23 protein-coding genes are annotated in these 26,487 nt (G+C 67.6%); 7 read left to right on the top strand and 16 right to left on the bottom strand.

Annotated features, from left to right (window positions below):
* A partial coding sequence (gene argA, locus B3E91_RS02465; protein WP_287028217.1) for an amino-acid N-acetyltransferase occupies positions 1-510 on the top strand: 510 nt, incomplete at its 5' end.
* Between the two features lie 430 nt (positions 511-940).
* On the opposite strand, the gene B3E91_RS02460 is transcribed toward argA, so the two are convergent.
* The 7 genes from B3E91_RS02460 to B3E91_RS02430 all read right to left on the bottom strand — a co-directional run bounded on the left by B3E91_RS02460 (position 941) and on the right by B3E91_RS02430 (position 8,157).
* Positions 941-1,615: a cysteine hydrolase family protein gene (locus tag B3E91_RS02460; protein WP_282342836.1), complete on the bottom strand. Its 675-nt coding sequence runs from the start codon at positions 1,613-1,615 to the stop codon at positions 941-943.
* A 226-nt stretch (positions 1,616-1,841) separates the two neighbouring features.
* Positions 1,842-2,768, bottom strand: coding sequence for an ABC transporter permease (locus tag B3E91_RS02455; protein WP_286784851.1), 927 nt, complete (start codon positions 2,766-2,768; stop codon positions 1,842-1,844).
* Positions 2,768-3,889 carry an ABC transporter permease gene (locus B3E91_RS02450; protein ID WP_282342834.1) on the bottom strand — a complete coding sequence of 374 codons (1,122 nt, stop codon included), beginning with the start codon at positions 3,887-3,889 and terminating at the stop codon, positions 2,768-2,770. The genes B3E91_RS02455 and B3E91_RS02450 overlap by 1 nt, the downstream gene beginning before the upstream one ends.
* The gene (locus B3E91_RS02445) at positions 3,882-5,390 is read right to left on the bottom strand and encodes an ABC transporter ATP-binding protein (protein ID WP_414708183.1); all 1,509 of its coding nucleotides are present in this window, start codon (positions 5,388-5,390) and stop codon (positions 3,882-3,884) included. The genes B3E91_RS02450 and B3E91_RS02445 overlap by 8 nt, the downstream gene beginning before the upstream one ends.
* Before the next feature lie 129 nt (positions 5,391-5,519).
* The gene (locus tag B3E91_RS02440) at positions 5,520-6,605 is read right to left on the bottom strand and encodes a BMP family ABC transporter substrate-binding protein (RefSeq protein WP_282342832.1); all 1,086 of its coding nucleotides are present in this window, start codon (positions 6,603-6,605) and stop codon (positions 5,520-5,522) included.
* 154 nt (positions 6,606-6,759) lie between these two features.
* Positions 6,760-7,146 (bottom strand): VOC family protein, encoded by a 387-nt coding sequence (locus B3E91_RS02435; protein WP_090224065.1) that lies wholly within the window; start codon positions 7,144-7,146, stop codon positions 6,760-6,762.
* 3 nt (positions 7,147-7,149) lie between these two features.
* Positions 7,150-8,157 carry an isopenicillin N synthase family dioxygenase gene (locus B3E91_RS02430; RefSeq protein ID WP_282342831.1) on the bottom strand — a complete coding sequence of 336 codons (1,008 nt, stop codon included), beginning with the start codon at positions 8,155-8,157 and terminating at the stop codon, positions 7,150-7,152.
* Between the two features lie 435 nt (positions 8,158-8,592).
* On the opposite strand from B3E91_RS02430, the gene rutR (B3E91_RS02425) reads away from it, so the two are divergent.
* Positions 8,593-9,228, top strand: coding sequence for an HTH-type transcriptional regulator RutR (gene rutR, locus B3E91_RS02425; protein ID WP_282342830.1), 636 nt, complete (start codon positions 8,593-8,595; stop codon positions 9,226-9,228).
* Between the two features lie 115 nt (positions 9,229-9,343).
* Here rutR (B3E91_RS02425) and rutF read toward each other — a convergent pair whose 3' ends face one another.
* The 6 genes from rutF to rutA all read right to left on the bottom strand — a co-directional run bounded on the left by rutF (position 9,344) and on the right by rutA (position 13,709).
* A complete protein-coding gene (rutF, locus tag B3E91_RS02420) occupies positions 9,344-9,868 on the bottom strand; it encodes an NADH-dependent FMN reductase RutF (RefSeq protein WP_282342828.1) in 525 nt (174 codons plus the stop codon).
* A gap of 31 nt (positions 9,869-9,899) precedes the next feature.
* Positions 9,900-10,490 carry a malonic semialdehyde reductase gene (locus B3E91_RS02415; RefSeq protein WP_282342826.1) on the bottom strand — a complete coding sequence of 197 codons (591 nt, stop codon included), beginning with the start codon at positions 10,488-10,490 and terminating at the stop codon, positions 9,900-9,902.
* Between the two features lie 17 nt (positions 10,491-10,507).
* Complete coding sequence (rutD, locus tag B3E91_RS02410; protein WP_287028215.1) at positions 10,508-11,284, bottom strand: pyrimidine utilization protein D; 777 nt, start codon at positions 11,282-11,284, stop codon at positions 10,508-10,510.
* Between the two features lie 52 nt (positions 11,285-11,336).
* On the bottom strand, positions 11,337-11,723 hold the full coding sequence (rutC, locus tag B3E91_RS02405) for a pyrimidine utilization protein C (RefSeq protein ID WP_282342821.1): 387 nt from the start codon (positions 11,721-11,723) through the stop codon (positions 11,337-11,339).
* Positions 11,724-11,886: 163 nt separating this feature from the next.
* Positions 11,887-12,618, bottom strand: a complete 732-nt coding sequence (gene rutB / locus B3E91_RS02400) for a pyrimidine utilization protein B (RefSeq protein ID WP_414708182.1) — start codon at positions 12,616-12,618, stop codon at positions 11,887-11,889.
* Positions 12,618-13,709 (bottom strand): pyrimidine utilization protein A, encoded by a 1,092-nt coding sequence (gene rutA / locus B3E91_RS02395; protein WP_287028213.1) that lies wholly within the window; start codon positions 13,707-13,709, stop codon positions 12,618-12,620. Before rutA ends, rutB begins: the two co-directional genes overlap by 1 nt.
* A gap of 349 nt (positions 13,710-14,058) precedes the next feature.
* Here rutA and rutR (B3E91_RS02390) point away from each other — a divergent pair, with 349 nt between their 5' ends.
* Complete coding sequence (gene rutR, locus B3E91_RS02390) at positions 14,059-14,754, top strand: HTH-type transcriptional regulator RutR (protein ID WP_090224049.1); 696 nt, start codon at positions 14,059-14,061, stop codon at positions 14,752-14,754.
* Positions 14,755-14,957: 203 nt separating this feature from the next.
* Here the strand turns inward: rutR (B3E91_RS02390) and gshA are convergent, their stop codons facing one another.
* The 3 genes from gshA to B3E91_RS02375 all read right to left on the bottom strand — a co-directional run bounded on the left by gshA (position 14,958) and on the right by B3E91_RS02375 (position 19,397).
* Positions 14,958-16,550 (bottom strand): glutamate--cysteine ligase, encoded by a 1,593-nt coding sequence (gene gshA / locus B3E91_RS02385; RefSeq protein ID WP_287028212.1) that lies wholly within the window; start codon positions 16,548-16,550, stop codon positions 14,958-14,960.
* Between the two features lie 124 nt (positions 16,551-16,674).
* The gene (locus B3E91_RS02380) at positions 16,675-17,064 is read right to left on the bottom strand and encodes a PaaI family thioesterase (protein ID WP_090224045.1); all 390 of its coding nucleotides are present in this window, start codon (positions 17,062-17,064) and stop codon (positions 16,675-16,677) included.
* A 2-nt stretch (positions 17,065-17,066) separates the two neighbouring features.
* Positions 17,067-19,397 carry a Tex family protein gene (locus B3E91_RS02375; RefSeq protein WP_287028211.1) on the bottom strand — a complete coding sequence of 777 codons (2,331 nt, stop codon included), beginning with the start codon at positions 19,395-19,397 and terminating at the stop codon, positions 17,067-17,069.
* 231 nt (positions 19,398-19,628) lie between these two features.
* Here B3E91_RS02375 and ompR point away from each other — a divergent pair, with 231 nt between their 5' ends.
* From ompR to B3E91_RS02355, 4 genes are all read left to right on the top strand, one after another.
* A complete protein-coding gene (ompR, locus tag B3E91_RS02370; RefSeq protein WP_090224042.1) occupies positions 19,629-20,363 on the top strand; it encodes a two-component system response regulator OmpR in 735 nt (244 codons plus the stop codon).
* Positions 20,364-20,466: 103 nt separating this feature from the next.
* Positions 20,467-21,780: an ATP-binding protein gene (locus tag B3E91_RS02365; protein ID WP_282342809.1), complete on the top strand. Its 1,314-nt coding sequence runs from the start codon at positions 20,467-20,469 to the stop codon at positions 21,778-21,780.
* Between the two features lie 198 nt (positions 21,781-21,978).
* Complete coding sequence (locus B3E91_RS02360) at positions 21,979-25,392, top strand: EAL domain-containing protein (RefSeq protein ID WP_287028209.1); 3,414 nt, start codon at positions 21,979-21,981, stop codon at positions 25,390-25,392.
* A gap of 105 nt (positions 25,393-25,497) precedes the next feature.
* The gene (locus B3E91_RS02355; protein WP_287028208.1) at positions 25,498-26,235 is read left to right on the top strand and encodes a SapC family protein; all 738 of its coding nucleotides are present in this window, start codon (positions 25,498-25,500) and stop codon (positions 26,233-26,235) included.
* The last annotated feature ends 252 nt before the right edge of the window (positions 26,236-26,487 follow it).

Below are 26,487 nucleotides of genomic sequence, written 5' to 3'. Positions count from 1 at the left end.
GGCGCGCTGCTCACCGAGCTGTTCACCCGCGACGGCGGCGGCACGCTGGTCGACCAGGAGCAGTTCGAGCAATTGCGCGAGGCGAGCATCAAGGATGTCGGCGGGCTGATCGACCTGATCACGCCGCTGGAAGAGCAGGGGATTCTGGTGCGCCGCTCGCGCGAAGTGCTGGAGCGCGAGATCGAGCAGTTCAGCCTGGTCGAGCGCGACGGCCTGATCATCGCCTGCGCGGCGCTCTACCCGATCGCCGATTCCGATGCCGGCGAACTGGCGTGCCTGGCGGTGAACCCGGATTACCGCCACGGCGGACGCGGCGACGAACTGCTCGAACGCATCGAGGAACGCGCCCGGGCGGCCGGCCTGAAGACCCTGTTCGTGCTCACCACGCGCACCGCGCACTGGTTCCGCGAGCGCGGCTTCGAGCCCAGCGGCGTCGAGCGCCTGCCGGCGGCGCGTGCCTCGCTGTACAACTTCCAGCGCAATTCGAAGATCTTCGAGAAGACGCTGTAGGCGGCAGGGCGGTGCGCGCGGCGCACCCTACGCAAGTGAATCGGCATTCGCCGCAGCGGAACGCCGTAGGGTGCGGCATGCGCACCAATCCTCCCGCCTCGACCACCCGGACGGCCTTAGGCGAGACTCCGCCCGGTGGGTTACGGCGCGTGACGGTCGGCGCGCGACCAACTCTCCGAAATGCGCCTAACCCACCCTACGGCTGATGCGGCGCACGATCCCGTAGGGTGCGCCATGCGCACCAATCGGCACGCCTGGATCACCCGGACGGGGTTCGGCGAGGCACCGTCCGGTGGGTTACGGCGCGTGACGGGCGGCGTACGACCGGCTCTCCAGCGTGCGCCTAACCCACCCTGCGGCTGCGGCCAGGCGTCATGCGTAGGGTGGGCTTCAGCCCACCATCGCGAGCACCCGCTGGGACAGCGTGCGTTTAGCCACGCCAGACCTGCAGCAGGTCCTGCGACTCCATCACCAGCCCCAGGTGCAGAGAGACCATCGAGAACGCCGCGGACTCCAGGTGTTCGTCGGTGCCGCGCACCAGGTCGCGCAGGACGATCACCCGGTAGTTGAGGTTGTTCGCTTCGAAGGCGCTGTTGAGCACGCAGCAGTCGGCGAAGCCGCCGTTGAACACCAGGGTGTCGATGCGCTGGTTGCGCAGCAGGAAGTCCAGGTCGGTGGGATAGAAGGCCGACAGCCGGCGCTTGTTCGAGACCATCAGGTCGCCCGGTTCGACGCGCGTCACCCATTCGGTCCAGATCGAGCCCTCCAGCGCGTGTTCGGCGTGGTTGGGAATCTCCCCGACGTGCAGCGGGAAGGTTCGCCGCCAGGCTGCCGGAATCCCGTTCATGTCGTCCGAACCGTCGGCGCGCAGCACCGAGCGGATGTGCACCACGCGCACGCCCAGCGCGCGGGCCTGATCGTGGAAGGCGTCCACCGGCGCTACCAGCTCGCGTGCGCGTGGCGCCGGGCAGGGGCATTCCGGCGAGTCGTCGAGGTGCCCGCGGTGCAGGTCGATGGAGATGACTGCGGTGCGGCCGGGGTCGAGGTAATCGGCGAATTGCGCCGCGTCCAGCTCGCGCGGTTGTTCATAGACGAAGGTGCGCATGCGGGCTCCTGGGAGTGGGTAATGGGTAGTTTGCGGAAGAGTGCGGTCTGCCCCCTGGTGGATGTGAAAAGCGACATCCACCCTACGAAAAGCCGATCGGTACAGTGGCTATGATCGGCGCGTCATCCGCAACTCAACGCTTTCGTAGGGTGGATCGCGCTTCATCGATCCACCGTGCGGTGCTGCGCCCGGCCGGCGAAGAGAATGCGTGCCCCGGTCCAGTCGTTCAGCGCCGTTCCTCGCGCACATAGGGTTCGCCCAGTGCACCGGGCTGGGCGTTGTTCTGGCGGCCGCCGAGGGCGACCCAGATCATCACGGCGAGGGTCACCGCATAGGGCGTCATCAGCACGAAATACTGCGGCAGGCGCACGCCGGCGGCGGCCAGTTGCGGGATCAGCGCCTCGATGCAGCCGAACAGCACCGCGCCGGCCAGCGCCTTCCACGGCGACCAGCGGGCGAAGATCACCAGTGCCACGGCGATCCAGCCGCGCCCGCCGCTCATGTCGGCGATCCACATCTTGGTGCTCAGCACGGCGATGTAGGCGCCGGCCAGGCCGACCAGCGCCGAGCCGGCCATCACCGCGGCGAAGCGGTAGGCGAGCACCGGGATGCCGGCGGCGTCGGCTGCCTGCGGGTTCTCGCCCACTGCGCGCAGGCGCAGGCCGGACGTGCTGCGGTTGAGGTACCAGACCACGCCGAGGAAGATCGGCACGGTCAGGTAGACCATCAGGTTCTGGTGGAACAGCTTGCCCACCAGCGGCAGCTCGGACAGCGGCCAGAGGGCCAGTGCGGGCAGCCCGCGGATTGGCTGGTTGGTCCATTCCAGCAGCGTGCCGAGCAGGCTGGTGAGACCCTGGCAGAAGAACACCAGGGTCAGCCCGGCGATCACCTGGTTGACCCGCAGGACGATCACCATCACCGCGAAGAGAATCGACACCAGCGCGGCAGCGGCCATTCCGGCGAGCAGCGAGAAGCCGGCCACGCCGAAGGCCAGCTGCGTGCCGATGCTGGCCAGCGCCCCGGCCAGCAGCAGGCCCTCGGCGCCGAGCGAGAGCACGCCGGCGCGCTCGGTGAGGATCAGGCCCAGCGCGGCGAGGGCGTAGGGCACGGCGAAATCGGGCACGTTGCCGAGCCAACTGGCGAGCAGGTCCATCAGCTTTCCCTCCCGGCGATGCGGCGGATGCGGTGGCGAATGAAGAAGTCCGAGGAGGCGACGCAGATGACGATCAGCGCCTGGATCAACTGAACCATGGAAAACGGGATCTGGTAGAACACCTGCAGGTTGCGCCCGGCGACGAACAGGGTCGCCACCAGCAGCGCGACGATGGTCGCTGCCAGCGGGTTGTTGCGCGCGAGGAAGGCGATGAGGATCCCGGAGAAGCCGTAGCCCTGGTAGAACGCCTGGGTCAGGCGGCCTTCCTGACCGGCGGCGACGACGAAGCCGGCGATCCCGGCAAGGCCGCCGGAGAGCAGCACGGTGCCGACGATCACCTTGCGCACCGGGACGCCGACCGCGTCGGCGACGCGCGGGTTGGCGTCGACGAAGCGCAGGTACAGCCCGGCGCGGCAGACGCCGACGAACCACCAGGCGAACAGCGCCACGAGTACCGCCAGCGGAATCGCCATGCTGTAGCCGTCGAACATCTCCGGCAGGCGCTCGAAGGCGCGGTACTGCGGCGAATAGGGGAAGGAATCCTTGGGGTCCTTCCAGGCGCCGTAGACCAGGTGCAGGAGGAAGTTGGCGGCGATGTAGTTGAGCATCAGGGTGGAGATGATTTCGTTGACCTTGAGGTTCAGCTTGAGCAGCACCGGCGCCAATGCCCAGGCCAGCCCGGCGAGGGTGGCGGCGACGAACATCAGCGCCAGGCGGGTGGATTCGGGACCGACCTCGAACAGCGAGATGGCCGTGGCGGCGATCCCGCCCCAGATCATCTGGCCCTCCAGGCCGAGGTTCCAGAAGCGCGCGCGGAACGCCAGGCAGCCGGCGATGCCGACCATGACGATGGGCGCGGCCTGGAACAGCACCGCGCGCAGGCTCTGCGCATCGAACAGGGTGAGGATGACGAACTCGTCGAGCAGCTCGCCGCCGGGGACGCCGGCGGCGATCAGGATCGCCGCGGAGATGCCCAGGCCGACGATCAGCGACACGGCGAGGATCAGCGCCTGCCAGTGCCAGGCCATCTGCTGGCGGATTTCCAGGGCGTAGCGGCGGCTGGTCAGCGGCTGGCGCTTCGGCGCGGACGTCGGTTGGGTTGCGTTGGAAAGCTCAGACATGGTCCACCATGGCTTTGCCGATCGCCTGGCGATCGGCGGGTCGTTCGAATTCGGCGACGATCCTGCCGGCGCTCATCACGCCGATGCGGTCGGCCAGGGCCAGCACTTCGTCGAGGTCCTCGCTGATCAGCAGCACCGCGGCACCGCTGTCGCGTGCAGCCAGCAGGCGCTGGTGCACGGCGGCGCCGGCGCGCACATCGAGGCCGCGGCTCGGGCTGTGGGCGAGGACGATGCGCGGCTCGCGGGAGAATTCGCGGGCGATCACCAGCTTCTGCGCGTTGCCGCCGGAGAGCAGCGCGGCCTTCTGGCGGACGTTGCGCACGCCCTGCACGTCGAAGCGTTCCACCGCGGCCTGCGTCTCTTCCCGCGCGCGGCCTTCGCGCAGCAGCCAGAACGGCCCGTAGCGGCCGCTGTGGACCTGGCCGATGGCGAAGTTCTCGGCGATCGACAGGCCGCCGGCCAGCGCCAGGCCGTAACGGTCGGCGGGGATCGCGGCGATGCGCAGTTCGCGGCGCTGGTCCATGTCGGCGGTGCGCAGGTCGCCGAAGCCTTCCAGGGCGATCTCGCCCTCGCTGGGTTCGGGCAGCCCCATCAGCACGTTGGCCAGCTCGCTCTGGCCGTTGCCGCCGACCCCGGCGATGCCGTAGATCTCGCCGCCGCGCAGGCTCAGGTCGATGCCGTCGAGGACGCGCCGGCCGCCGACCTCCGGGGATTTCAGCCCGCGCACGGTCAGCAGCGCCGGGCCGGGTTCGCTGCGCGCATGCTCCGGAGCCGGCAGCGACTCGCCAACGGTGAGCTTGACCAGGTCGGCGATGGAGACCTGCTGCGGATCGAGGGTTTCCACCGTGCGGCCGCCGCGCATCACCGTCACGCGGTCGGCGAAGCGTTTCACGTCGGCCATCCGGTGGGTCACCAGGATCACCCCCGCGCCTTGCCGGGCAAGGCCCTGCACGGTGGACAGCAGGCGTTCGCCTTCCTGGTCGGTGAGCACCGCGGTGGGTTCGTCGAGGATCAGGATCTTCGCCCCGGCGAGCAGCACCTTGAGGATCTCCACGCGCTGCTGCTCGGCGATGGACAGGTCCGCCACGGTCTTCTTCGGGTCGATGGAGAAGCCGATCTGCTCGGCCTTCTCGGCGATCAGCCGTTCGGTCTCGCGCAGGCGCTTGCGGTGGCTGCCTTCGCTCCGGGGCAGGCCGAGCAGGATGTTCTCGGCCACGGAGAACGGCTTCACCAGCTTGAAGTGCTGATGGACCATGCCGATGCGCTCGCGCGCGGCATCCGCCGGGCCCTTGAGCTGGACCTTGTTGTCGTCGATCAGCAGCTCGCCGGTTTCCGGCGCGTAGAGCCCGGCGGCGATGTTCATCAACGAGGATTTGCCGGCACCGTTCTCGCCGAGCAGGGCGTGGACCTCACCCCATTTGACGGTGAAGCTGGCGTCGGAAAGGGCCTTGAAGCCGTCGAAGGACTTGCTGACGCCGGTGAGTTGCAGGGCGTTGGGCATTTGGATTCTCGGGACAGAGCGGGAGCCTTGCGGCCGCCCGTGGAGGAAACCTCTGGAGCGGCTTTGCCAATGGCTTCGCGCACGAAGCCATTGGCAAAGGGACCGCGGCGCGGTCCCCGTTGGCGAGGGTTACTTCTGGGTGATCACGCCGGGTACGTACCAGTCCATCTTCCACAGGTCGGCGTCGGACAGGTCGCTGCCGGCCGGCACGCGTTCCTTGCCTTCGCGGTCGACCAGAGGCCCTGCGTAGATGTGCTTGCCGTCGATGATCGCCTGGCGTTCGGCCATGATCTTGGCCTTGGCTTCCTCGCTCAGGCCGACCTTGCCGAAGGCGATGTCGCCGCCGCCCTCGGGGATGGTCATGAAGGCACCGTAGGGCGCCGGCTTCCAGTTGCCGGCGGTGATTTTCTTCAGCTCCGGGACGAGGAACTTGTCCCAGGTCCAGATCGCCGAGCAGATGGTCGCATCCGGGGCGAACTGGCTGAGGTCGCGGTGGTGGCCGGTGCCGTACACGCCGCGCTCCTGGGCGACGATCTGCGGGGTCGGGGTGTCGACGTGCTGGCCGATGACATCGGCGCCCTGGTCGATCAGCGCCATGGCGGCGGCGCGTTCCTTCACCGGGTCGTTCCACGCGCCGGTGTAGATCACCGTGGTGGTGGCGTTCGGGTTCATCTGCTTGGCGCCCATCTCGTAGGCGTTGACGGTCCAGTTGACCACGCCGAACGGGTTGGCCGCGACGAAGCCCAGCTTGCCGGTCTTCGACGCCGCGCCGGCCGCCATGCCGCACAGGTAGTGGGTTTCGTAGGTGCGGCCGTAGAAGGATTCGAGGTTATGCCCGTTGGTGGTGCCGGAACCGTTGAGGAAGGCCACCTTGGGGTATTTCTCGGCCAGTTCCTTGAAGGTGTCGGAGTAGCCGAAGGCGGTGCCGATGACGATGTTGGCGCCGCGCGAGATGAAGCGCTCGGCCGCCGGCTTGATCGCCGAGGCGCTCTCCGGGACTTTTTCGACGAACTGGATCTTCTGCCCCAGCTCCTTCTCGATCTTCACCCGTGCCTCGTCGAAGGCCTGGGTCCAGCCGCCATCGTTCTTCGCATCGAAGTAGATCATCGCGATCTTCGGCGGGCCTTCCAGGGTGAAGCCGTCATCGGCCATCGCAACGCCGGCCACGCTGACCAGCACGGCGCTGTAGAGGCTTCTCTGAATCCATTTGTGCATTGCGTCGTCTCCGGGAGTGAAGGTGGTGTGCATTCCTCCCCTCTCCCGTTTACGGGAGAGGGGCTGGGGGAGAGGGGAAAACCGCCCTCTCCCTAACCCTCTCCCATGAATGGGAGAGGGGACGAAATGTGCGCTGTCGAGCGTTTGCGCGGCCCTACAGCATGAAATTGATCCGGAACACGTTGCCTTCGGGGTCGAGCAGCACCGCCTGGTACCAGTTGTAATAGGTGGTGTAGGGCGCCTTGATCAGCGTCGCGCCGGCCTCCAGGGCCAGCGGTACCCGGAGGTCGACGTCCGCCTGGCTGTCGACGTCGATGTTCAGCAGGAACTTGATGCCGCGGGTCTCGGCCTGGTCGGCGAGGCCGAGCAGTTCGTAGGCGTCCGGCGCGTTGAAGCCCAGGCACGACTTGCCGGTGTCGAGCCCGCGGAAGATCGGCGAGCGGATCGCCTCGATCTCGGCGAAGCCGAACACCTTCTGGTAGAAGCCGCTGAGGGCGACCACGTCCCGGGCGAAGACGTTAACGTAGGAGAGCGTGGCCATGGCTTACGCAACCTCGCTCTTGGTGCCGCCGAAGGTGGTCTGCTTGACGAACTTCGAGCGCAGGTGATCGCCGGAGCTGATCGGTGCGTGCTTCGCCGTCTCGCCGTCGGCGAGGCAGCTCGGCAGGCATTCGACGAGGGCGTCGTAGTTGGGCTGGTGGAAGAACACCAGCGACTGGCGCCGCGCGTTGCTCGGCTGCTCCAGCTCGGGAACGATCACCCGGTGCACGGTGGAGATCCAGCGGTCGTTGGTCCACTGCATCATCAGGTCGCCGATGTTCACCGCGAAGCCGTCCGGCTCGAAGGGCACGTCGACCCATTCGCCGGCCTTGTTGCGCACCTGCAGGCCGCCGGCGTCCGGCAGCACGATGGTCATGCTGCCGTAGTCGCTGTGCGGGCTGGCGCGGAACTGGCCGTCCTCGGGCGGCTGCGTCAGGCGCGGGTAGCTGAGCACGCGGAACATGCTGATGTGGCGGTCGACCTTGTCGTCGAAGTAGTGCTCGGGCAACTCCAGGGCGAGGGCGAACAGCCGCATCATGTGCAGCGCCAGTTCGCTCATCGCGGCGAAGTATTCTTCATAGGCTTCGCGAAAGCCCGGCAGGGTGCCCGGCCAGACGTTCGGCGCGAAGTGCGGGCCGGCGTCCGCGCCGTTGTAGTAGGGCTCGTCGGGCACGTTGCTCGGGCCGACCGAGAAGGATTCCTTGAGGTCGCCCGGCGCCGCCTCGCCGGTGCTGTAGGAGAGACTCTCCTCGGCCACCGCGGAGAAGCCGCGCACCTGGTCCGGACGCGGGCGGTCGACCTTGCGTTTTTCCGCCAGCGGCAGGTCGAAGAAGGCGTGGCTCAGGCGCGATACGCGCTCGATGAGTTCGCGGGGAATCCGGTGTTTCTTGATGATCAGGAAGCCGATATCCCGGCAGGCCTGATCCACCGCCCTGGCAACTTTCTGTTTCCCTTCCGGAGTGCCTTCGAAATAGGGTTCGAGGTCGATGATGGGCACATACAACAGCGTCATTTCTACTCTCCGGTCGTGGGAAAGTTGATCGAGGGCAGCTGAAGTTACGTGAACTTAAAAGTGCACGACTAAGGCTATTCGAGTTGCTTTTCTAATAATGTTGCCGCCTCTTTGAATAGCAACCGGTATGCCAATTTTGACCAAATGGACAAAAACGCATATCTGTTTGATTTATCTGGTTTTAAAGGCGAGGTTGGCGGCGTTTTGCCGCGCCGTCGTCGGGGTGGCGGTGCACCGCATTGGGACCGCCGCGCACCAAAGTATTGCCTGCCCTGTTTTGTGCGGGGTGATCGCTCGGCGCATTGCGTCGTAAATAATTAACCCGCATTTTAAAAGGGTTGTTGCGCGGCGTGATGTGGGTTATTCAACGGGTGCGTTCCCATAACTTCGTCGCCTCTTCGGTGGTGAACTTTCCGCAGCGAAGGAAGTTCGACGGTGAGTAAAAAGAGCCTACCCGGAACACCCAAGCAGGAGGCGATCCAGGCGGCCGCGCTGGATCTGTTTTCGCGTTACGGGCTGCACGGAACCAGTCTGGATCAGGTCGCCAGCCTCGCCGGCCTGTCGAAGAGCAACCTGCTGTACTACTTCGCCTCCAAGGAGGAGTTGTACATCGATCTGCTGAGCGAGCTGCTCGACCTCTGGCTGGCGCCGCTGCGCGCGATCGGCGCGGAGCAGGACCCGGCCGAGGCGATCGCCCAGTACATCCGCCTGAAGATGATCAACTCGCGCGACCACCCGCAGGCGTCGCGGCTGTTCTGTCTGGAGATGATCCAGGGGGCGCCGTTGCTGAAACCGGCGCTGGAAGGAACTCTGCGCGAACTGGTGGATGCCAAGGCCGGGGTGGTTCGCGCCTGGGTCGCCGACGGCCGGTTGCAGCCGGTGGACCCGCATCACCTGTTCTTCTCGCTCTGGGCGCTGACCCAGCATTACGCCGATTTCTCGGTCCAGGTGCAGTCGATCACCGGGCGCACGCTGGACGATCCGGCGTTCTTCGAGCAGGCCCTGGCCAGTGTCCAGGGGCTGATTCTGCGCGGCATCGGGGTGGACGCGGGCGAGGTGTCCGGATCGTAGATGCCGTCTTCCCCCGCCGGGCACGTGCACGGCGCGAGGCGGCGTAGGAGGTGAACCCCGTAAGGTGGATCGATAAGGCGCGATCCACCCTACAGGTTGCCCAGGCTGCGTCGTGTCAAATGCCCAGGCCGTGGTAGGCCCGCTCGAAATACATCAGGCCCTTGCCCGGTTCGCCGTGGCGGATGGCGAGCACTTCGCAGAACAGGATGTCGTGGGTGCCGACCCGGGTGGTTTCGGCGACGCGGCAATCGAAGGAGACCAGCGCGCCTTCGAGTACCGGTGCGCCGCTGGCCAGTTCGCCCCACTGCGCGGCGGCGAAGCGCTCGGCCATCGAGGTCTTGCCGCCGAACAGGTTGGACAGCGCTTCCTGGCCGTGGGCGAGGACGTTGACGCAGACCACGCCGTTGGCCAGGAAGGCGTCGTAGACCGAGGCGCCGCGGTTGAGGCAGACCAGCAGGGTCGGCGGTTCGTCGGTCACGCTGCACACCGCCGAGGCAGTGAAGCCGGCGCGCCCGCCGGGGCCGTCGGTGGTGATCACGTTCACCGCGGCGCCCAGGCGCGCCATGGCGTCGCGATAGTCGTGCTTGAGCACGAGCGGCGGCCGGTCGTTGGCGCAGGCGGCGAGGGAATGGCTGAGCATGAGGTTCTCCTTGCCCCGCGGGGCGAGTCGGTCAGGCGAGCGTGCAGGCTTCGTCGAAGGCCAGGCGCGGCAGGCGCGGGTAAAGTTTCTCCGGGTTGCCATAGCCGAGGTTGATCAGCAGGTTGGCGGTCCAGGTACTCCCGGCGAAGAAGGCAGCGTCGAGCTTGGCGCGGTCGAAGCCCGACATCGGCCCGGTATCCAGGCCCATCGCGCGGGCGGCGAGGATCAGGTAGGCGGCCTGCATCGAGCTGTTGCGCAGCGCGGTCTGTTCGGCGAATTCCGGGCTGGAGGTGAACCAGCTGCGCGCGTCGCCATGCGGGAACAGGCGCGGCAGCGCTTCGTAGAATTCGCGGTCGTAGGCGACGATCACCGTCACCGGCGCGCTCATGGTCTTTTCCAGATTGCCCGAGGACAGTGTCGGCTTGAGCTTTTCCTTGCCTTCGGCGCTGCGCACGAAGACGAAACGCGCCGGGCTGCAGTTGGCCGAGGTCGGGCCCATGCGGGTCAGTGCATAGAGTTCGGCCAGCTGATCGTCGCTCACCGGCTGGTCGCGCCAGCTGCCGTGAGTGCGGGCTTCGCTGAACAGGCTGGCGAGGGCTTTTTCGTCGAGTGCAAGGCTCATGGTGTTCTCCGGGCGTTTCAGTCCGCTTGCTGGAGGAAGTCCAGCAGGCTGGCCTCGAACGCCGCTTGTTCGGTCAGGTTGAAGGCATGGCCGCCGAAGTCTCGCACGTCCAGGCGGGCGTTCGGCAGGCCTTCGGCCAGGGCCACGGACTGTGTCCAGGGCACCAGGCTGTCGTCGCGGCTGGCCATGACCAGCGTCGGCACGTCGATCTCGGTCAGGCGCGCGGAGATGTCGAAGGCGCGCAGCGCCGCGATCCGCCGCAGGGTGTTGGCCTCACCGGGGAAGTGCGCGAGGGCGTGGGCCAGGTCCGCTTCGAGGCGTTCTTCGTTGGCGACGATCCAGCTCGGCGGGTAGAGGAAGATCGGTTGCGCGGCCACGTAGGCGGCGGGGCCGGTGTTCTTCAGCAGCGCGATGCGCATGTCGAAGCAGCGCGCGCTGTGGGCGTTGGGCGCGGCCCAGGCGTTGATCGGCACCAGGCGGCGGATCAGGCCGGGGCGCTGCAGGGCGACCTGCAGGCCGACCAGGCCGCCGAGGGCATGGCCGACGAAGGCGCACTGGGTCAGTTCGAGGTCGTCGGCCAGGGCCAGCACGTCGTCGGCCATGTCGGCGATGGAGTAGCCCTCGGGCAGCTCGGCGGGGCTGCGCCCGGTGCCGCGCTGGTCGTAGCTGATCACCCGGAAACGTTCGCCGAGCACAGCCAGGTGCGGCGTCCAGTAGCCCGCCGAGCCGCCAAGGCCGGAGGACAGCAGGACGGTCTGCCCGGCGTCGGGATTGCCGTGGATTTCGTAGTGCATGGAGGGTCCTCGAGCCGCCGGATGCGCCGCTCAGGCGCATCCGGGCAGCGCATCACTTGCCGACGTGGGCGATCGAGGCGATCTCGATCAGTGCCTCGGGTTTCACCAGGCCACACTGGATGCAGTAGCGCGCCGGCTTCTCGCCGGCGAAGTACTCGGCGTAGACGGCGTTGATCGCCGCGTAGTCGGCCCAGTCCTTGAGCATGATCATGTTGAAGGTGACGTCGTCCATGCTGCCGCCGGCGGCCTCGACGACACCCTTGATGGTTTCCAGCACGTGGCGGGTCTGCTCGGTGGCGTTGCCGACGTGGACCACGTTGGCGTCCTTGTCCAGCGGCAGGGTGCCGGCGACGTAGAGGATGCCGTCGGCCAGCGAACCCGGCACGTAGGGGGCGAGGGGTTTGCCGGTTCCCGGCGGGATGATCGATTGTTTGGGCATGGCAAGGCTTCCTGGTTTTCAGAGATCGCTCAGAAGCTGCTGCGCTCGGGCGGGCTGCGTTGGAGAAAACCTCGGACTGCTCATTTACAGCTCGTAAACTCCGCGTCCTCGGTTTTCTCCGCCTTGCCCGTCCTTCGCTCGCTACGCTTCTGAACGACCTCGGTTAATGATTCGGTTGCTTGAGCGTGGTGCAGAAGTCGTCGACCGAGGACACCCAGCCGAAGAACGTCTCGATGTTGAACAGCGCCGCTTCCTGGGCCGACGGCGGGCCGGCCTGGTGGGTCGCGTCGGCGAGGACCACGCCGAAGTATTCGAGGAAGAAACCGTCGCGCAGGGTCGATTCGACGCAGACGTTGGTGGCGATCCCGGTGAACACCAGGTTCTTGATCCCGCGGGCGCGCAGGATGCTGTCCAACGGCGTGTTGAAGAAGCCGCTGTAGCGTGGCTTCGGCATCACGATGTCGCCTGGCAGCGGCTTCAGCTGGTCGACCAGGTCATAGTCCCAGCCGCCCTTGGCGAGCAGGGTACCCTGCAGTTCGGGGCGCCGGCGCATGGTCTTCAGCGCGTTGGACTTGTGCCAGTTCGGCGAGCCGGGGCCGCCCGCCTCGACGTAGTCCTTGTCCCAGCCGTTCTGGAAGAAGATCACCTGCACGCCGGCGGCGCGCGCGGCGTCGAGGGCGACCTGGATCTTCTCGATCACCGGGCCGGTGGAGGAGACGTCGAAGCCGGCGAGGTCGAGGTAGCCGCCGAGGGTCGAATAGGCGTTCTGCATGTCGACCACGATCAGCGCAGTCTGGCTGGGCCGCAGCTGCAGGGGTTCCGGGCGTGCCGGCAGGATCAGAGGCGCGCTGGCGTCCACCGGCAGTTCGTAGCCGGATACGCTTTTCTCGCTCATCAGGCGATCTCCTTCAGGGTTTCCACGACGGCGCTGCGGCTCTTCATCAGCGGCTGGATGCGCTGGCCGAACTTCTCGACGCCCTCGATGAAGTCGTCGAAGGTCAGCATCACGCCCTCGGTGCCCGGCACCGCCGCCACTTCGTCGAGCATCTTCGCGACCTGCTCGAAGGAGCCCACCAGGGTGCCCATGTTGATGTTCACCGCCGAGGTCGGGTCGGACATCTGCCGCACGTTGGTGTCGCTTCCCGAGCGGGTGTCCACCGCGGCCTGGTCGCCCAGCCACTTCAGCGCTTCCTGGTCGGCGCCGTCCTTGTACAGCTCCCACTTGGCGCGGGCGGTGGCCTCGGTTTCCTCGGCGATGACCATGAACAGCACGCAGGAGTTGACCTCGCGACCTGTCTTGGCGGTGGCCGCGAGCAGGCGCTGGGTGGCCGGGGCGAAGGCGGCGGGGGTGTTCACGCCCTTGCCGAAGCAGAAGTTGTAGTCGGCGTACTGCGCTGAGAAGGCCATGCCGGCGTCGCTGGAGCCGGCGCAGATGATCTTCATGTCGGCCTGGGGTTTCGGGCTGACGCGGCAGTCTTCCATGGTGAAGTACTTGCCCTTCAGGTCGCTGTGCCCGGTGCTCCACAGGTCGCGCAGGACCTGGGCGTACTCGCCGAGGTACTCGTAGCGGGTTGAGAAGAACTCGTCGCCCGGCCACATGCCCATCTGCGAGTACTCCGGGCGTTGCCAGCCGGTGACCAGGTTGACGCCGAAGCGGCCGCCCGAGATCGAGTCGATGGTCGAGGCCATGCGCGCGACGATGGCCGGCGGCAGGGTCAGGGTGGCGGCGGTGGCGAACAGTTGGATCTTGCTGGTGACGGCGGCGAGGCCGGCCATCAGGGTGAAGGATTCGAGGTTGTGCTCCCAGAATTCGGTCTTACCGCCGAAACCGCGGAGCTTGATCATCGACAGGGCGAAATCGAAGCCGTAGTGCTCGGCGCGCTGGACGATCTGCTTGTTCAGCTCGAAGGTCGGCATGTACTGCGGGGCGGTTTCGGAGATCAGCCAGCCGTTGTTGCCGATGGGAATGAAGACGCCAACTTTCATAACGATAACCCCTTGATTGCGCGTTTTGGCGAGCGATGCCGGCATGATCACGGCGCCTGCTCGCGGCGATGTGTCGCAGGGGAGAGAGCATGGACTGTGCCAGAAAAGGAAAATCCAGCGAAAACAGGAGGTTGGGTTAAACCTTCGCGTTAGAGTGGACCAAATGGTCTGCTATAGAGCACCTGGTTTGTGCGCGCCGCCCGAAAAAGACGCACGAATCCGGGTTTGTCCATGACCACCGTCAAGCCGGTCGCATTCAGCCGGCCTGACAGTCCCCGCCGTTTTGGCTATGGTGGCGGCCCCCGCCCGGCGCCTCGCCCAGGCGCTTTTGGCCGAACAGGAGGGCCGCATGACCCAGGACCACCCGTCCGGCGCCGAGCACGCGCCGGCGATACGCAAGAAGGCGTCGCGCACGGCCAGCGCGGCGACCCTGGCGCGGCGCGAGCGGCAGATGGAAAGCAAGCGCGCGGCGATCACCGAGGCGGCCATCGCGCTGTTCTCGCAGTTCGGCCTGCACGGCACCAGCGTCGACCAGATCGCTGCCCGCGCCGACGTCTCCAAGACCAACCTGCTGTACTACTTCGGCAGCAAGGAAGACCTCTACCTGGCGGTGCTGCATCAACTGATGAGCGTCTGGCTGGCACCGCTGCGCGCACTGAGCGTGGAGATGGAGCCGCTGGAGGCGATCCGCGGCTACATCCGCCTCAAGCTCGAACTGTCGCGCGACGAGCCGGCGGCGTCGCGGCTGTTCTGCCTGGAGATCATCCAGGGCGCGCCGCTGCTGCGCGGCGAGCTGGAGCACGAACTGCGCGACCTGGTGCACGCCAAGACCGAGGTGATCCGCCGCTGGAGCGAGTCCGGCCGGCTGGCGCCTATCGACCCCTATCACCTGATCTTCTCGCTCTGGGCGACGACCCAGCACTACGCGGATTTCCGCGTCCAGGTGGAGTCCATCACCGGCCGCACGCTGAGCGACCCGGATTTCTTCGAGGAAGTGCTGGGCAGCCTGCAGGCGCTGATTCTCGACGGCATCCGCCCGCGCTGAGGACGAAACCCGGGACGCGTTGCATCCGTCTTGCGGGGCTGGGCGGGGCTCCGCCCGGTGGGTTACGCGGCGGGGGAGTCGGGGAGGGCTGAGATGTCGTGCGATGCCGCTAACCCACCCTACGGTTCGTGCGGCCCGTGAGCGCCCACCCTACGGTCTGATCCACCCTGCTATGGGTGTCGTAGGGTGGACGCAGTCCGGCGTCAGTGGCTCAGGCCGAGGATGCTCGCCTGGTAGGCGCCGACGAAGGTGTCGAAGTCGCCCACCTGGGTCTGCTCCAGTTCGGCCTGGTCGGCGATGGACTGGGCGGCCAGTTTCTCGAAGCGCGCCTGCTCTTGCGCATTCAGCGGATGGCTGCGGAAGTAGCCGTCATGCTCGCGCGACAGGCGCAGGGCGAAGGCCGAGAAGCTTTCCTGGCGCTCGCGCATTTCGCGCAGCACCCGCGCCGACGGCGTCGAGTCGGGGTCGGCGATCTTGCCGCGCTGCGCCTGCAGCGACTGGCGATGCTCGTCACTGCCGCTGGCCGCATCGAGCAGTTCGGCGATCGCCTCGAAGCGTTGCAGCAACGCGTTCGCCCAGGTCTTCAGCTCGACCGGTTGGTCGTCTTCGCCGCGCAGCAGCAGGCCCGGGCGCCGACCCTGCTTGACCACGCTGAGGAAGTTGTCGGTGCAGCCCTGGCAGTGGCTGCCATCCAGCGGCGGGCTGTCTTCCAGCGCGCAGAACAGCAGGAACACGTCGAGGAAGCGCGCTTCGGCGAGGTCGATGCCCAGCGGCAGGAACGGGTTGATGTCCAGGCAGCGCACTTCGACGTACTGCACGCCGCGGGCGCTGAGCGCCTGGATCGGTCGTTCGCCGGTGTAGGTCACGCGTTTCGGGCGGATCGTCGAGTAGTACTCGTTCTCGATCTGCAGGATGTTGGTGTTCAACTGCAGCCACTCGCCATCGCGCTTGGTGCCGACCTCGGCGTACGGCGGGTAGGGCGTCGCCACTGCGGTGCGCAGGCTCTCGATGTAGCTGGGCAGGTCGTTGTAGCAGGGCGTCAGGCCGGACTGGGCGCTGCTCTGGTAGCCCAGGTCGCTCATCCGCAGGCTGGTCGCCCAAGGCAGGTAGAGGGTGTCGTCGTCGAAGCGTTCCAGGGCGTGCGGACGGCCGCGGAGGAAGTTCGCGTCCAGCGCCGGCGAGGCGCCGAACAGGTACATCAGCAGCCAGCTGTAGCGGCGGAAGTTGCGCGCCAGGGCGATGTAGCGCGCCGACTGGTAGTCGCGCGCGCTGCGCGTGTCGTCGGGCACTTCGTCGGCCTGTAGCAGCGGCCAGACCTCGTCGGCCAGGGAGAAGTTGTAGTGAATCCCGGCGATGCACTGCATGGTCTTGCCGTAACGCAGCGCCAGCCCCTTGCGGTAGACGTGCTTGAGGCGGCCGATCAGCGAGTCGCCGTATTCGGCGATGGGAATCTGCGCTTCTTCCGGCAGTGCGCCGGGCATCGACGGGCTCCACAGGTATTCGCCGTCGAGCTGGCTGGCGGCGAAGCGATGGATCGCCTCGAGGTCGGCGAGGGTCGCGCGCGGGTCGGCTTCGGCCGGGGTGATGAACTCCAGCAGCGCCTCGGAATAGTCGGTGGTGATCTGCGGATGGGTCAGCGCCGAGCCCAGCGCGGCCGGGTGCGCGGTCTTCGCCAGGCGGCCGTCGTGATCGACGCGCAGGGTCTCGCGTTCGATGCCATGCAGGCTGCGGGTGAGCAGCGACAGGTGGGCGGGCGCGCCTAGCAGGGCCAGGCGGCGGGTCAAAAGCTCGCTCAAGATTGCAATTCCTTCACGCGACGGTCGCCCCAATATGGGGGTGGGCCTTTCGCTCTACAAGGGGAGGAACGGTGACGTCGACGTCTGGCCGTGAAGTGGGGTGGCGGCGACCGGCGCCGCCGACTCAGAGGACGGCAAAGGTCGACTGCGCCTTGGCGATCAGTTTATCGCCTTGGTGCACCTCGGCCTCGATCACCTGGGTGCGCTTGCCGGCATGCACCACCCAGGCGCGGCAGAGCACTTCGCCCTCGCTCACGCCGCGGATGTAGTTGATCTTGCTCTCCAGCGTCACCGCGGCGGCTTCGCCACCGAACAGGCTGTGGCTGGCCTGGCCCATGGCGGTGTCGATCAGCGAGAACAGCGCGCCGCCGTGCAGCATGCCGCGCACGTTGCTCAGGCCTTCGTGCATGCGCAGGCGCAGGCGCGCCTCGCCGGCCTCGGCCTTGATGATCTCCAGCCCGAGCAGGCGCCCGAAGGCGCTGCTGCTGCCCACCGCTTCGACTTGTCGGGTCATGCCTACTTCCTCAGTTGCTTGGCGTTGGCGAACAGCGCCGCCATCGCCGCGTTGGGCGCCGCAGCGGCCGCCTTGGGCTCGTTGCGCGCGGCCGGCGCCGGGCGATTGCCGCGCCCCTGGCCGCCGCGCGGGCCTTCGACCTTCTCGCCCGGCGTGTCGCCCAGGCGCATGGACAGGCCGACGCGTTTGCGCGGGATGTCCACTTCCATCACCTTGACCTTGACCACGTCGCCGGCCTTGACCACTTCACGCGGGTCCTTGACGAACTTTTCCGCCAGCGCGCTGATGTGCACCAGCCCGTCCTGGTGCACGCCGATGTCGACGAAGGCGCCGAAGTTGGTGACGTTGGTCACCACGCCCTCGAGCAGCATGCCCGGCTGCAGGTCGTTGAGGCTCTCGACGCCGTCCTGGAAGGTCGCGGTCTTGAACTCCGGGCGCGGGTCGCGGCCGGGCTTGTCCAGTTCGCGGAGGATGTCGGTGACGGTCGGCAGGCCGAAGAACTCGTCGGTGAAGGCTTTCGGGTCGAGGCGCTTGAGGAAGCTCGAATCGCCGATCAGCGAGCGGATGTCGCGGCCGGTGTCGGCGGCGATGCGCTGCACCAGCGGATAGGTTTCCGGGTGTACGGCCGAGGCGTCCAGCGGGTTGTCGCCGTTCATAACGCGGAGGAAGCCGGCGGCCAGCACGTAGGTCTTCTCGCCCAGGCGCGGGACCTTCTTAAGGTCGTCGCGGCTGGCGAAGGCGCCATGCGCGTCGCGGTGCGCGATGATGTTCTGCGCCAGCGTCGCGTTGAGCCCGGAGATCCGCGCCAGCAGGGCGGCGGAGGCGGTGTTCAGATCGACGCCGACGGCGTTCACGCAGTCTTCCACCACCGCGTCCAGCGAGCGCGCCAGCTTGAGCTGGGAGACGTCGTGCTGGTACTGGCCGACGCCGATGGATTTCGGATCGATCTTCACCAGCTCGGCCAGCGGGTCCTGCAGGCGGCGGGCGATGGACACCGCGCCGCGCAGCGAAACGTCGAGGCCGGGGAATTCCTTGGCCGCCAGCTCCGAGGCGGAATACACCGAGGCGCCGGCCTCGCTGACCATCACCTTGGTCAGCTTGAGGCCCGGGACCTTGGCGATCAGGTCGCCCGCGAGCTTGTCGGTCTCGCGGCTGGCGGTGCCGTTGCCGATCGCGATCAGGTCGACGCCATGCTTGGCGCAGAGCCTGGCGAGCACGGCGAGGGTGCCGTCCCAGTCGTTCTTCGGCGCGTGCGGGTAGACGGTGGCGGTCTCCAGGACCTTGCCGGTGGCATCGACCACGGCGACCTTGCAGCCGGTGCGCAGGCCCGGATCGAGCCCGAGGGTGGCGCGCGGGCCGGCCGGGGCGGCCAGCAGCAGGTCGTGCAGGTTGCGCGCGAAGACGCTGATCGCCTCGTCCTCGGCGGCGTCGCGCAGCTCGCCGAAGAGGTCGGTCTCCAGGTGCGTATAGAGCTTGACCTTCCAGGTCCAGCGCACCACTTCGGCCAGCCATTTGTCGGCCGCGCGGCCCCCCTCCCGCGTCGCGGGAGTCGCGATGCCGAAGCGCTCGCCGATCATCACTTCGCCCGGGTGCATGCTGCCGGGCAGCTCCTCGCCGACCTTCAGCGCGGCGCTCAGCACGCCTTCGTTGCGCCCGCGGAAGATCGCCAGGGCGCGGTGCGACGGCACGCTCCGGAAGGGTTCGTCGTGTTCGAAATAGTCGCTGAACTTGGCGCCCTCGGTTTCCTTGCCGGGCACCAGGCGCGCGGCGAGGGTGGCGTTGTCCTTGAGGAAGCCGCGCAGTTTCGCCAGCAGGTCGGCGTCCTCGGCGAAGCGTTCCATGAGGATGTACTTGGCGCCCTCGAGCACCGCCTTGACGTCGGCGAAGCCCTTTTCGGCGTCGACGAAGCGCGCGGCTTCGGCTTCCGGGTTGCGGGTCGGGTCGCCGAACAGGCCATCGGCGAGTTCGCCGAGGCCGGCTTCCAGGGCGATCTGGCCCTTGGTGCGGCGCTTCTGCTTGTAGGGCAGGTAGAGGTCTTCCAGGCGCGTCTTGGTCTCGGCCAGGTTGATCTCGCGGGTCAGTTCCGGCGTCAGCTTGCCCTGTTCCTCGATGCTGGCGAGGATCGCCGCGCGGCGCTCGTCCAGCTCGCGCAGATAGCGCAGGCGTTCTTCCAGATGGCGCAGCTGGGTGTCGTCCAGGCTGCCGGTGACTTCCTTGCGGTAGCGGGCGATGAAGGGCACGGTGGAGCCCTCGTCGAGCAGAGCCACGGCGGCGGCGACCTGTTGCGGGCGCACGCCCAGCTCGTTGGCGATGCGGGTACTGATGCTGTCCATGAACCACCTGAATCAGACAAGAAGAGCAGGCCGTGCCTGCGCGAAAGGCCGGCATTATAAACACGAGCGGCGCCCGCGAACGGCAGGTGGCGGACAGGCGACGACACGCCGTGGCCGGCCTGTGACGTGCGCCAGCGCCGCCAGATAGCGAAAAATCTGCTAACAATGGCTGACGTTCCCGCGTCTCGCGACTACGCCATAATGCCGCCCGGATGGATTTTTGGAGATTCCATGAACAGCACTGCCCCTGCCGCCGAAGGCGAAAAGATCCTCATCGTCGACGACGATCCCGGCCTGCGCCGCCTGCTCGAACGCTTCCTCACCGAGCAGGGCTACCGCGCACGCGCCGTGGAGAACGTCGAGCAGATGGATCGCCTGCTCGGCCGCGAGCTGTTCCAACTGGTGGTGCTTGACCTCATGTTGCCCGGCGAGGACGGCCTGTCCGCCTGCCGCCGGCTGCGCGAGTCGAACAACCAGGTGCCGATCATCATGCTCACCGCCAAGGGCGACGAGAGCAGCCGCATCCAGGGCCTGGAGCAGGGCGCCGACGACTACCTGGCCAAGCCTTTCAACCCGCGCGAGCTGATGGCGCGGATCAAGGCCGTGCTGCGCCGCCAGGTGCCGCTGGTGCCGGGCGCGCCGGGCAGCGAAGAGGAAACCGTGACCTTCGGCGACTACGAACTGTCGCTGGCGACCCGCGAACTCAAGCGCGGCGACGAAGTGCACATGCTCACCACCGGCGAGTTCGCCGTGCTCAAGGCGCTGGTCCAGCACGCTCGCGAACCGTTGACCCGCGACAAGCTGATGAACCTCGCCCGCGGCCGCGAATGGGATGCCCTGGAGCGCTCCATCGACGTGCAGATCTCCCGCCTGCGCCGGTTGATCGAGCCGGACCCGTCGAAGCCGCGCTATATCCAGACCGTCTGGGGCGTCGGCTACGTGTTCGTACCGGACGGCAACAAGTGATCGCCCGGCGGACGAGGCCCGCCTCGTCCGCCGCCCGGCCCTCCCGCTCGCGCGCCGAGCGACCCTTCCCGCGACCGGCGCTGTGCCGTTCTGGCTTCCCGTCATGAAAACCCCTGTCTGGTTCCCGCAAAGCTTCTTCGCCCGCACCCTCTGGCTGGTGCTCGTCGTCGTGCTGTTCTCCAAGGCGCTGACCCTGGTCTACCTGATGATGAACGAGGACATGCTGGTGGACCGGCAGTACAGCCATGGCGCGGCGCTGACCCTGCGCGCCTACTGGGCGGCGGATTCCGCCGATCGTCCGCGGATCGCCGATTCCGCCGGGTTGAAGATCGTCCCGCAGGAAATCCTCCCGCCGGGCGAGCAGCACTGGCCCTACAGCGAGGTGTTCCAGCGGCAGATGCAGGTCGAGCTGGGCGCCGACACCGAAGTGCGCGTGCGCGTGCAGAGCCCGCCGGCGTTGTGGGTGCGCGCCCCTGCGCTAGGCCCGGAATGGATCAAGGTGCCGATGTACGCCCATCCGCTGCGCGGCCAGCGCATCTGGAGCGTGCTCGGCTGGTTCCTCGGCATTGGCCTGCTGTCCACTGCCGCCGCGTGGATCTTCGTGCGCCAGCTCAACGCGCCGCTCAAGCGTCTGGTCGATGCCACCCGCCAGCTCGGCCAGGGCCGCAGCGTGCGCCTGCCGGTGGGCGATACGCCCAGCGAGATGACCGAGGTCTACCGCGCCTTCAACCAGATGGCCGAGGACGTCGAGCAGGCGGCGCGCGAGCGCGAGCTGATGCTCGCCGGCGTCTCGCATGACCTGCGCACGCCGCTGACCCGCCTGCGCCTGGCGCTGGAGCTGCTCGACAGCGACACCGAACTGACCGAAGACATGGTCCGCGACATCGAGGACATGAACGCCATCCTCGACCAGTTCCTCGCCTTCATCCGCGATGGCCGCGACGAGCCGGTGGAGCAGCTCGACCTTGGCGAGCTGGTCGCCGAAACGGTGGCGCCGTTCAACCAGAACGGCGAGCACGTGCGCCTGTGCCTGGAGCAGATACCGCCGTTCCCGCTGCGTCGCGTGTCGATCAAGCGTCTGCTGACCAACCTCATCGAGAACGCCCTCAACCACGGTGGCAACGGCGTCGAGGTCGCGGCCTACGTGGCCGACGACTTCACCGCGCCCTACGTGGTGCTCAGCGTGCTCGATCGCGGCGAAGGCATCGACGAGGCAGAACTGGGCGAGATCTTCAACCCGTTCATCCGCGGCGACCGGGCCCGCGGCGGGCGCGGCACCGGGCTGGGCCTGGCCATCGTCAAGCGCATCGCCGCGCTGCATGGCGGCAGCGTCGAGTTGCGCAACCGTGCCGGCGGCGGGCTGGAGGCGCGGGTTCGCCTGCCGCTGGGGCTGGTGCTGCCGCGCGACGCGGTCTAGCCGCCGCGCGACGTGCTGGTGTCGCAGCCGTCAATCACGCCGCCGATACGGCGCAATTCTTGCTCTCTGGTTTGTCTGGACGGCTTCCGCGCCGCCCATTAGCCTAGGCCCCCGCTTTCTTCGCCACTCCCTCGAACCCGTTCCTGCCGCGCCGTGGTTCGGAGCCGCTTTGATACGGCATTTCCCCGACGAGGTCTCATGCCCGCCGCCCGATCCGACCGCCTGCCTGGCTGGACCCGCTGGTTGCCGCTGCCGTTGCTGCTGCTTTCCAGCGCCGCGGCGCTGGCCTGGAGCAGCCCCGACGCGTTGCCGCTGTGGTATCCGTCGCTGGCGCTGGGCCTGGTGTTCAGCCTCTGGTGGGGCGCGCGGGTACTGCCGCTGGTCTATCTCAACGGCGTGCTGGTGAGCGGTATCAGCCTCGGCGAATGGGCCTGGGCGCCGTTCCTGGCGATTCCGGAAACGCTCTGTTGCGGACTGGGCTGGCTGCTGCTGAGCGGTCGGCCGTTCGACCCCGCGCTGCGCGGCCCGCGCAGCTGGGCGCAGTTTCTCGGCCTGGGCGTGGTGCTGCCGCTGATCGTCGCGACCTTCGTCAGTGGCCACCAGGAGGCGCTGACGACCTTCCTCTGGCAGTCGATCAAACCGTTCAAGGAAGGCCACTGGGCCGCCCGCGGGCTGTTCATGGTGGTGCTCGGCATTCCGCTGCTGGCCGGCCTCAGCCCCGCGCTGCGGCGCCGCGGCTGGCTGCGCGCGGCGGCGGTCGATGCGCAGCCCTCGTCGGCTTCGCCGGTTCCCGGAATGAGCGACAAGGCACTGAAGGCGGTGCCGCTGGGCCTGACCATCGCCGACGCGCGGCACGCCGATCTGCCGTTGATCTACTGCAACCCGCAGTTCGAGCGGATGAGCGGCTATGCGCAAAGCGAGGTGCTCGGGCGGGATTTCCGCTTCCTCTGCGGCAACCACGGCCAGCAGGTGCAGATGCAGCAGTTGCGCCGGGCGCTGCAGCGCGGCGAGCCCTGCCAGGTGGTGCTGCGCAACTTCCGCAAGGACGGCGCGGCGTTCTGGAACGAGCTGACCCTGGCGCCGATTCGCGATGCCGAAGGCGTCAGCCATTTCCTCGCGCTGCAGCAGGACGTGACGATCCGCGAACGGCTCGCCCGCGAGCTCGATGAACGCCGCGGCGAGTTGCTGCGCCAGGCTCACCTGCTGGCGCAGACCGAAGCCATCGCCGACATCGGCGGCTGGGTGCTGGAGTACCCGGATCTACGCATGTTCTGGAGCGAGGGCTGCCTGCGCATCCTCGAAGTGGACGCCTTCGACGGCCAGCCGAGCTACCAGCGCGTGCTCGGACTCTTCGACGCCGAGGGCCGCGAGCTGCTCAAGCAGACGATGGCCGGGCTGCTGCTCTCCGGCAACGATTTCGACCTGGAAACCCGTCTCGTCGGCGGCCGCGGCACGCCGCGCTGGGTGCGCATCAACGGCCTGGTGGAGCGCGACGGTACGCAGCTGGTACGCATCTATGGCGCGATCCAGGACGTCAGCGCGCGGCGCCTCGCCGAGCAGCAGCTGCGCGAGCGCGACGAGTGGCTGCGGCTGTTCTTCGAGGCCCCACTGATCGGCATGGCCATGCTCGGCCCGCAGCAACAGTGGCGCGAAATGAACCTGCGCCTGTGCCAGATTCTCGGCCGCAGCCTCGAGGCGCTGCACGCGGCGCCGTGGAGCCAGGTCAGCCACCCGGACGACCTGGCCTACGAGTCGGTGCTGTTCGCCGAGCTGGTGTCTGGCGAGCGCGACGACTACGAGATGGAGAAACGTTTCCTTCGTCCCGACGGCAGCGTCGTCTTCACCCGCCTCAGCCTGCGCGCCGTGCGCGACGCCGAGGGCCACCTGCAGGCCTGCCTGGCGCTGCTGGCCGACATCACCGAGCGCCGCGAGGCCGAGGCGCGCTACCAGACGCTGGTGGAGCACGCGCCCGAGGCGATCATGATGTTCGATGCGAAGAATGGCATCGTCGAGGTCAACGGCAACGCCTCGCGGCTCACCGGCCTGCCGCGCGAACAGTTGCTCGGCCGCCAGCCGGTCGAGTTCAGCCCGCCGCAACAGGCCGACGGACGCGCCTCGCAGACCGTCGCGGTGGACCTGCTGCGGGCCGCGCTCGCCGGCGAGGTGCCGGTGTTCGACTGGCTGATCCGCGACCGCGCCGGCCGCGTGCGGCCCTGCGAGGTGCGCCTGGTGCGTCTGCCGGGCGGCGAACAGCCGCTGCTGCGCCTGAGCATCACCGATATTTCCGAGCGCCAGCGCTACCAGCGCGAAATCGAGCGGCTGGCCTATAGCGACGAGCTGACCGGCCTGCCGAACCGCCGCCTGCTGCTGGATCGCCTGCAGCACGCGATGGACCGCGAACAGCGCGAGCAGCGCTTCGGCGCGCTGCTGTTCATCGACCTGGACCACTTCAAGACGGTCAACGACAGCCTCGGCCATCCGGTTGGCGATGCCCTGCTGCGCGAGGTCACCGCGCGCCTGGCGCGCTGCCTGCGCACCGAGGACACCCTGGCGCGGCTGGGTGGCGACGAATTCGTGGTGCTGCTCGAAGGCCTCGCGACGCAGCCGGAGGCGGCCGCCAAGTACGCCGCTGAAGTCGGCGAGAAGCTGCTCAGGTCCCTGGTGGAAACTTGCGTGGTGGACGGCCACGAACTGTCGGCCAGCGCGAGCATCGGCATCGCCCTGCATCCCATCGGCGCGCAGCTCGCCACCGATGCGCTAAAGCAGGCGGACACCGCGATGTACCGGGCCAAGCTCGGCGGGCGCAATGCGCTGCACTTCTTCGCCCCCGAGATGCAGGACGCCATCGACAAGCGCCTGCAATTGCAAAGCGAGCTGCGCCAGGCCATCGCGCGGCATCAGTTGCGCGTGGAATACCAGCCGCAACTGGCGCTGGAGAGCGGCGAGGTTTGCGGGGTCGAGGCGCTGCTGCGCTGGAATCACCCCGAGCGCGGCGACATCGAGCCGGCCGCCTTCATCCCTCTGGCCGAGGAAACCGGGCTCGTTCAGGAACTCGACCAGTGGGTGCTGGAGCAGGCCTGCGCGACGCTGGCCGAGTGGCACCGGCGCTGGCCGCACCTGGTCATGGCGGTCAACGTCAGCCCGCGCGAGCTGCGCCAGGCCGGCTTCGCGCAACGCGTCGGCGACTGCCTGCAGCGCCACGGGCTGGCCGGCTCGGCGCTGGAACTGGAGATCACCGAGGGCGTGCTGCTGGAGGATGCCGAACGGTGCATCGATGCCATGCAGGAGCTCAAGGCGCTCGGCGTGCGCTTCGCCATCGATGATTTCGGCACCGGCTATTCGTCGCTCACCTACCTCAAGCGGCTGCCGCTGGACCGGCTGAAGATCGACCGCAGCTTCCTCGACCTGAACGGCGAGGCCAGCGACCTGCTGCTGGTGGAGACCATCCTGCTGATCGCCGCCAACCTGCGGCTGGAGTGCGTCGCCGAGGGCATCGAAACATCGAGCCAGCTGCAATTCCTCCGCGAGCACGGCTGCGCGCTGGGCCAGGGCTACCACTTCAGCCGGCCGCTGGTCGCCGAGCAGTTCGTGGACTGGATGGAGCGCAGGTAGGGCAGCGCGGCTTTCACCTGGGGGAACCCTTGGCTATGGTTAGGACCGTCAGAACCCTCAGGCGGGCGCTCCCGCCTCGACCGTCCACCGACCCAGGAGTCATTCATGACCACCCTGTTGCTCTACAAGGAAATCAAGGCGCTCAACCGCGAGGAACACCGCACGCTCAAGCTGCGGACCGCGCAGGATTGCGAATTCGCCGCCGCCACCCACCTGGTCCCGGTGGCCGGGCTGGAGTTCTTCCAGGCGGCGCGGCATTACCCGCTGGTGTTCATCGGCGAGGGCGACAAGGCCATGCCGATCGCCCTGCTGGGCCTCAAGGACGGCCATAACGGCTACCTCGACGGCGATCATCAGTGGCAGGTCAACACCTACATCCCGGCCTTCGTCCGCCGCTACCCGTTCGTCATGGCGCAGGACGACGCCACCTTCACCGTCTGCTTCGACGCCGCCTACGACGGCTGGAACGAAGAAACCGGCCGCGAGCTGTTCGATGCCGAGGGGCGCAACAGCGAGTTTCTCGACGAGATGATCCAGTTCCTGCAGAACTTCACCGCCGAGATGGAGCGCACCCGCCTGTTCGTCGCCAAGCTCAACGAGCTGGAGCTGCTTTCCAGCCGCACCCTGACACTCACCCACGCCAGCGGCGAAACCTTCGTGCTCAGCGATTTCCAGGCGGTGGACGAGGCGAAGTTCCTCGGCCTCGCCGACGAGCAGGTGCTCGAGCTGCACAGGTCCGGCTTCCTCGGCTGGATCTATGCGCACCTGATGTCGCTGGGCAACACCAACCAGCTGTTCGACGACTACCTGAAGAGGAAAGGCGGCGAAGTCGCCCGGCACTGAGCCGAGGCCTAAAAAAGCCCCGCGATGCGGGGCTTTTTCGTTGGGGGCCGTGGGGAGTCGGGCGCCGGTGGGTTGAAGCCCACCCTACGGGACTGCAGGCGCCAGCTTGCGGCGATGCTTTTGGGCACGCTGATCGCGAGCTCCTGCAGGGGCGTGCGCATGCGGGGCTTTTTCGTGGGGGCCGTGGGGGAGTCGGACGCTGGTGGGCTGAAGCCCACGCTACGGGACTTCAGGCGCCAGCTTGCGGCGATG

It is taken from the genome of Pseudomonas sp. UBA6310, from assembly GCF_002438225.1.
Lineage (GTDB): Bacteria > Pseudomonadota > Gammaproteobacteria > Pseudomonadales > Pseudomonadaceae > Pseudomonas_O > Pseudomonas_O kuykendallii.
This window is presented reverse-complemented; position numbering and strand designations above follow the sequence as displayed.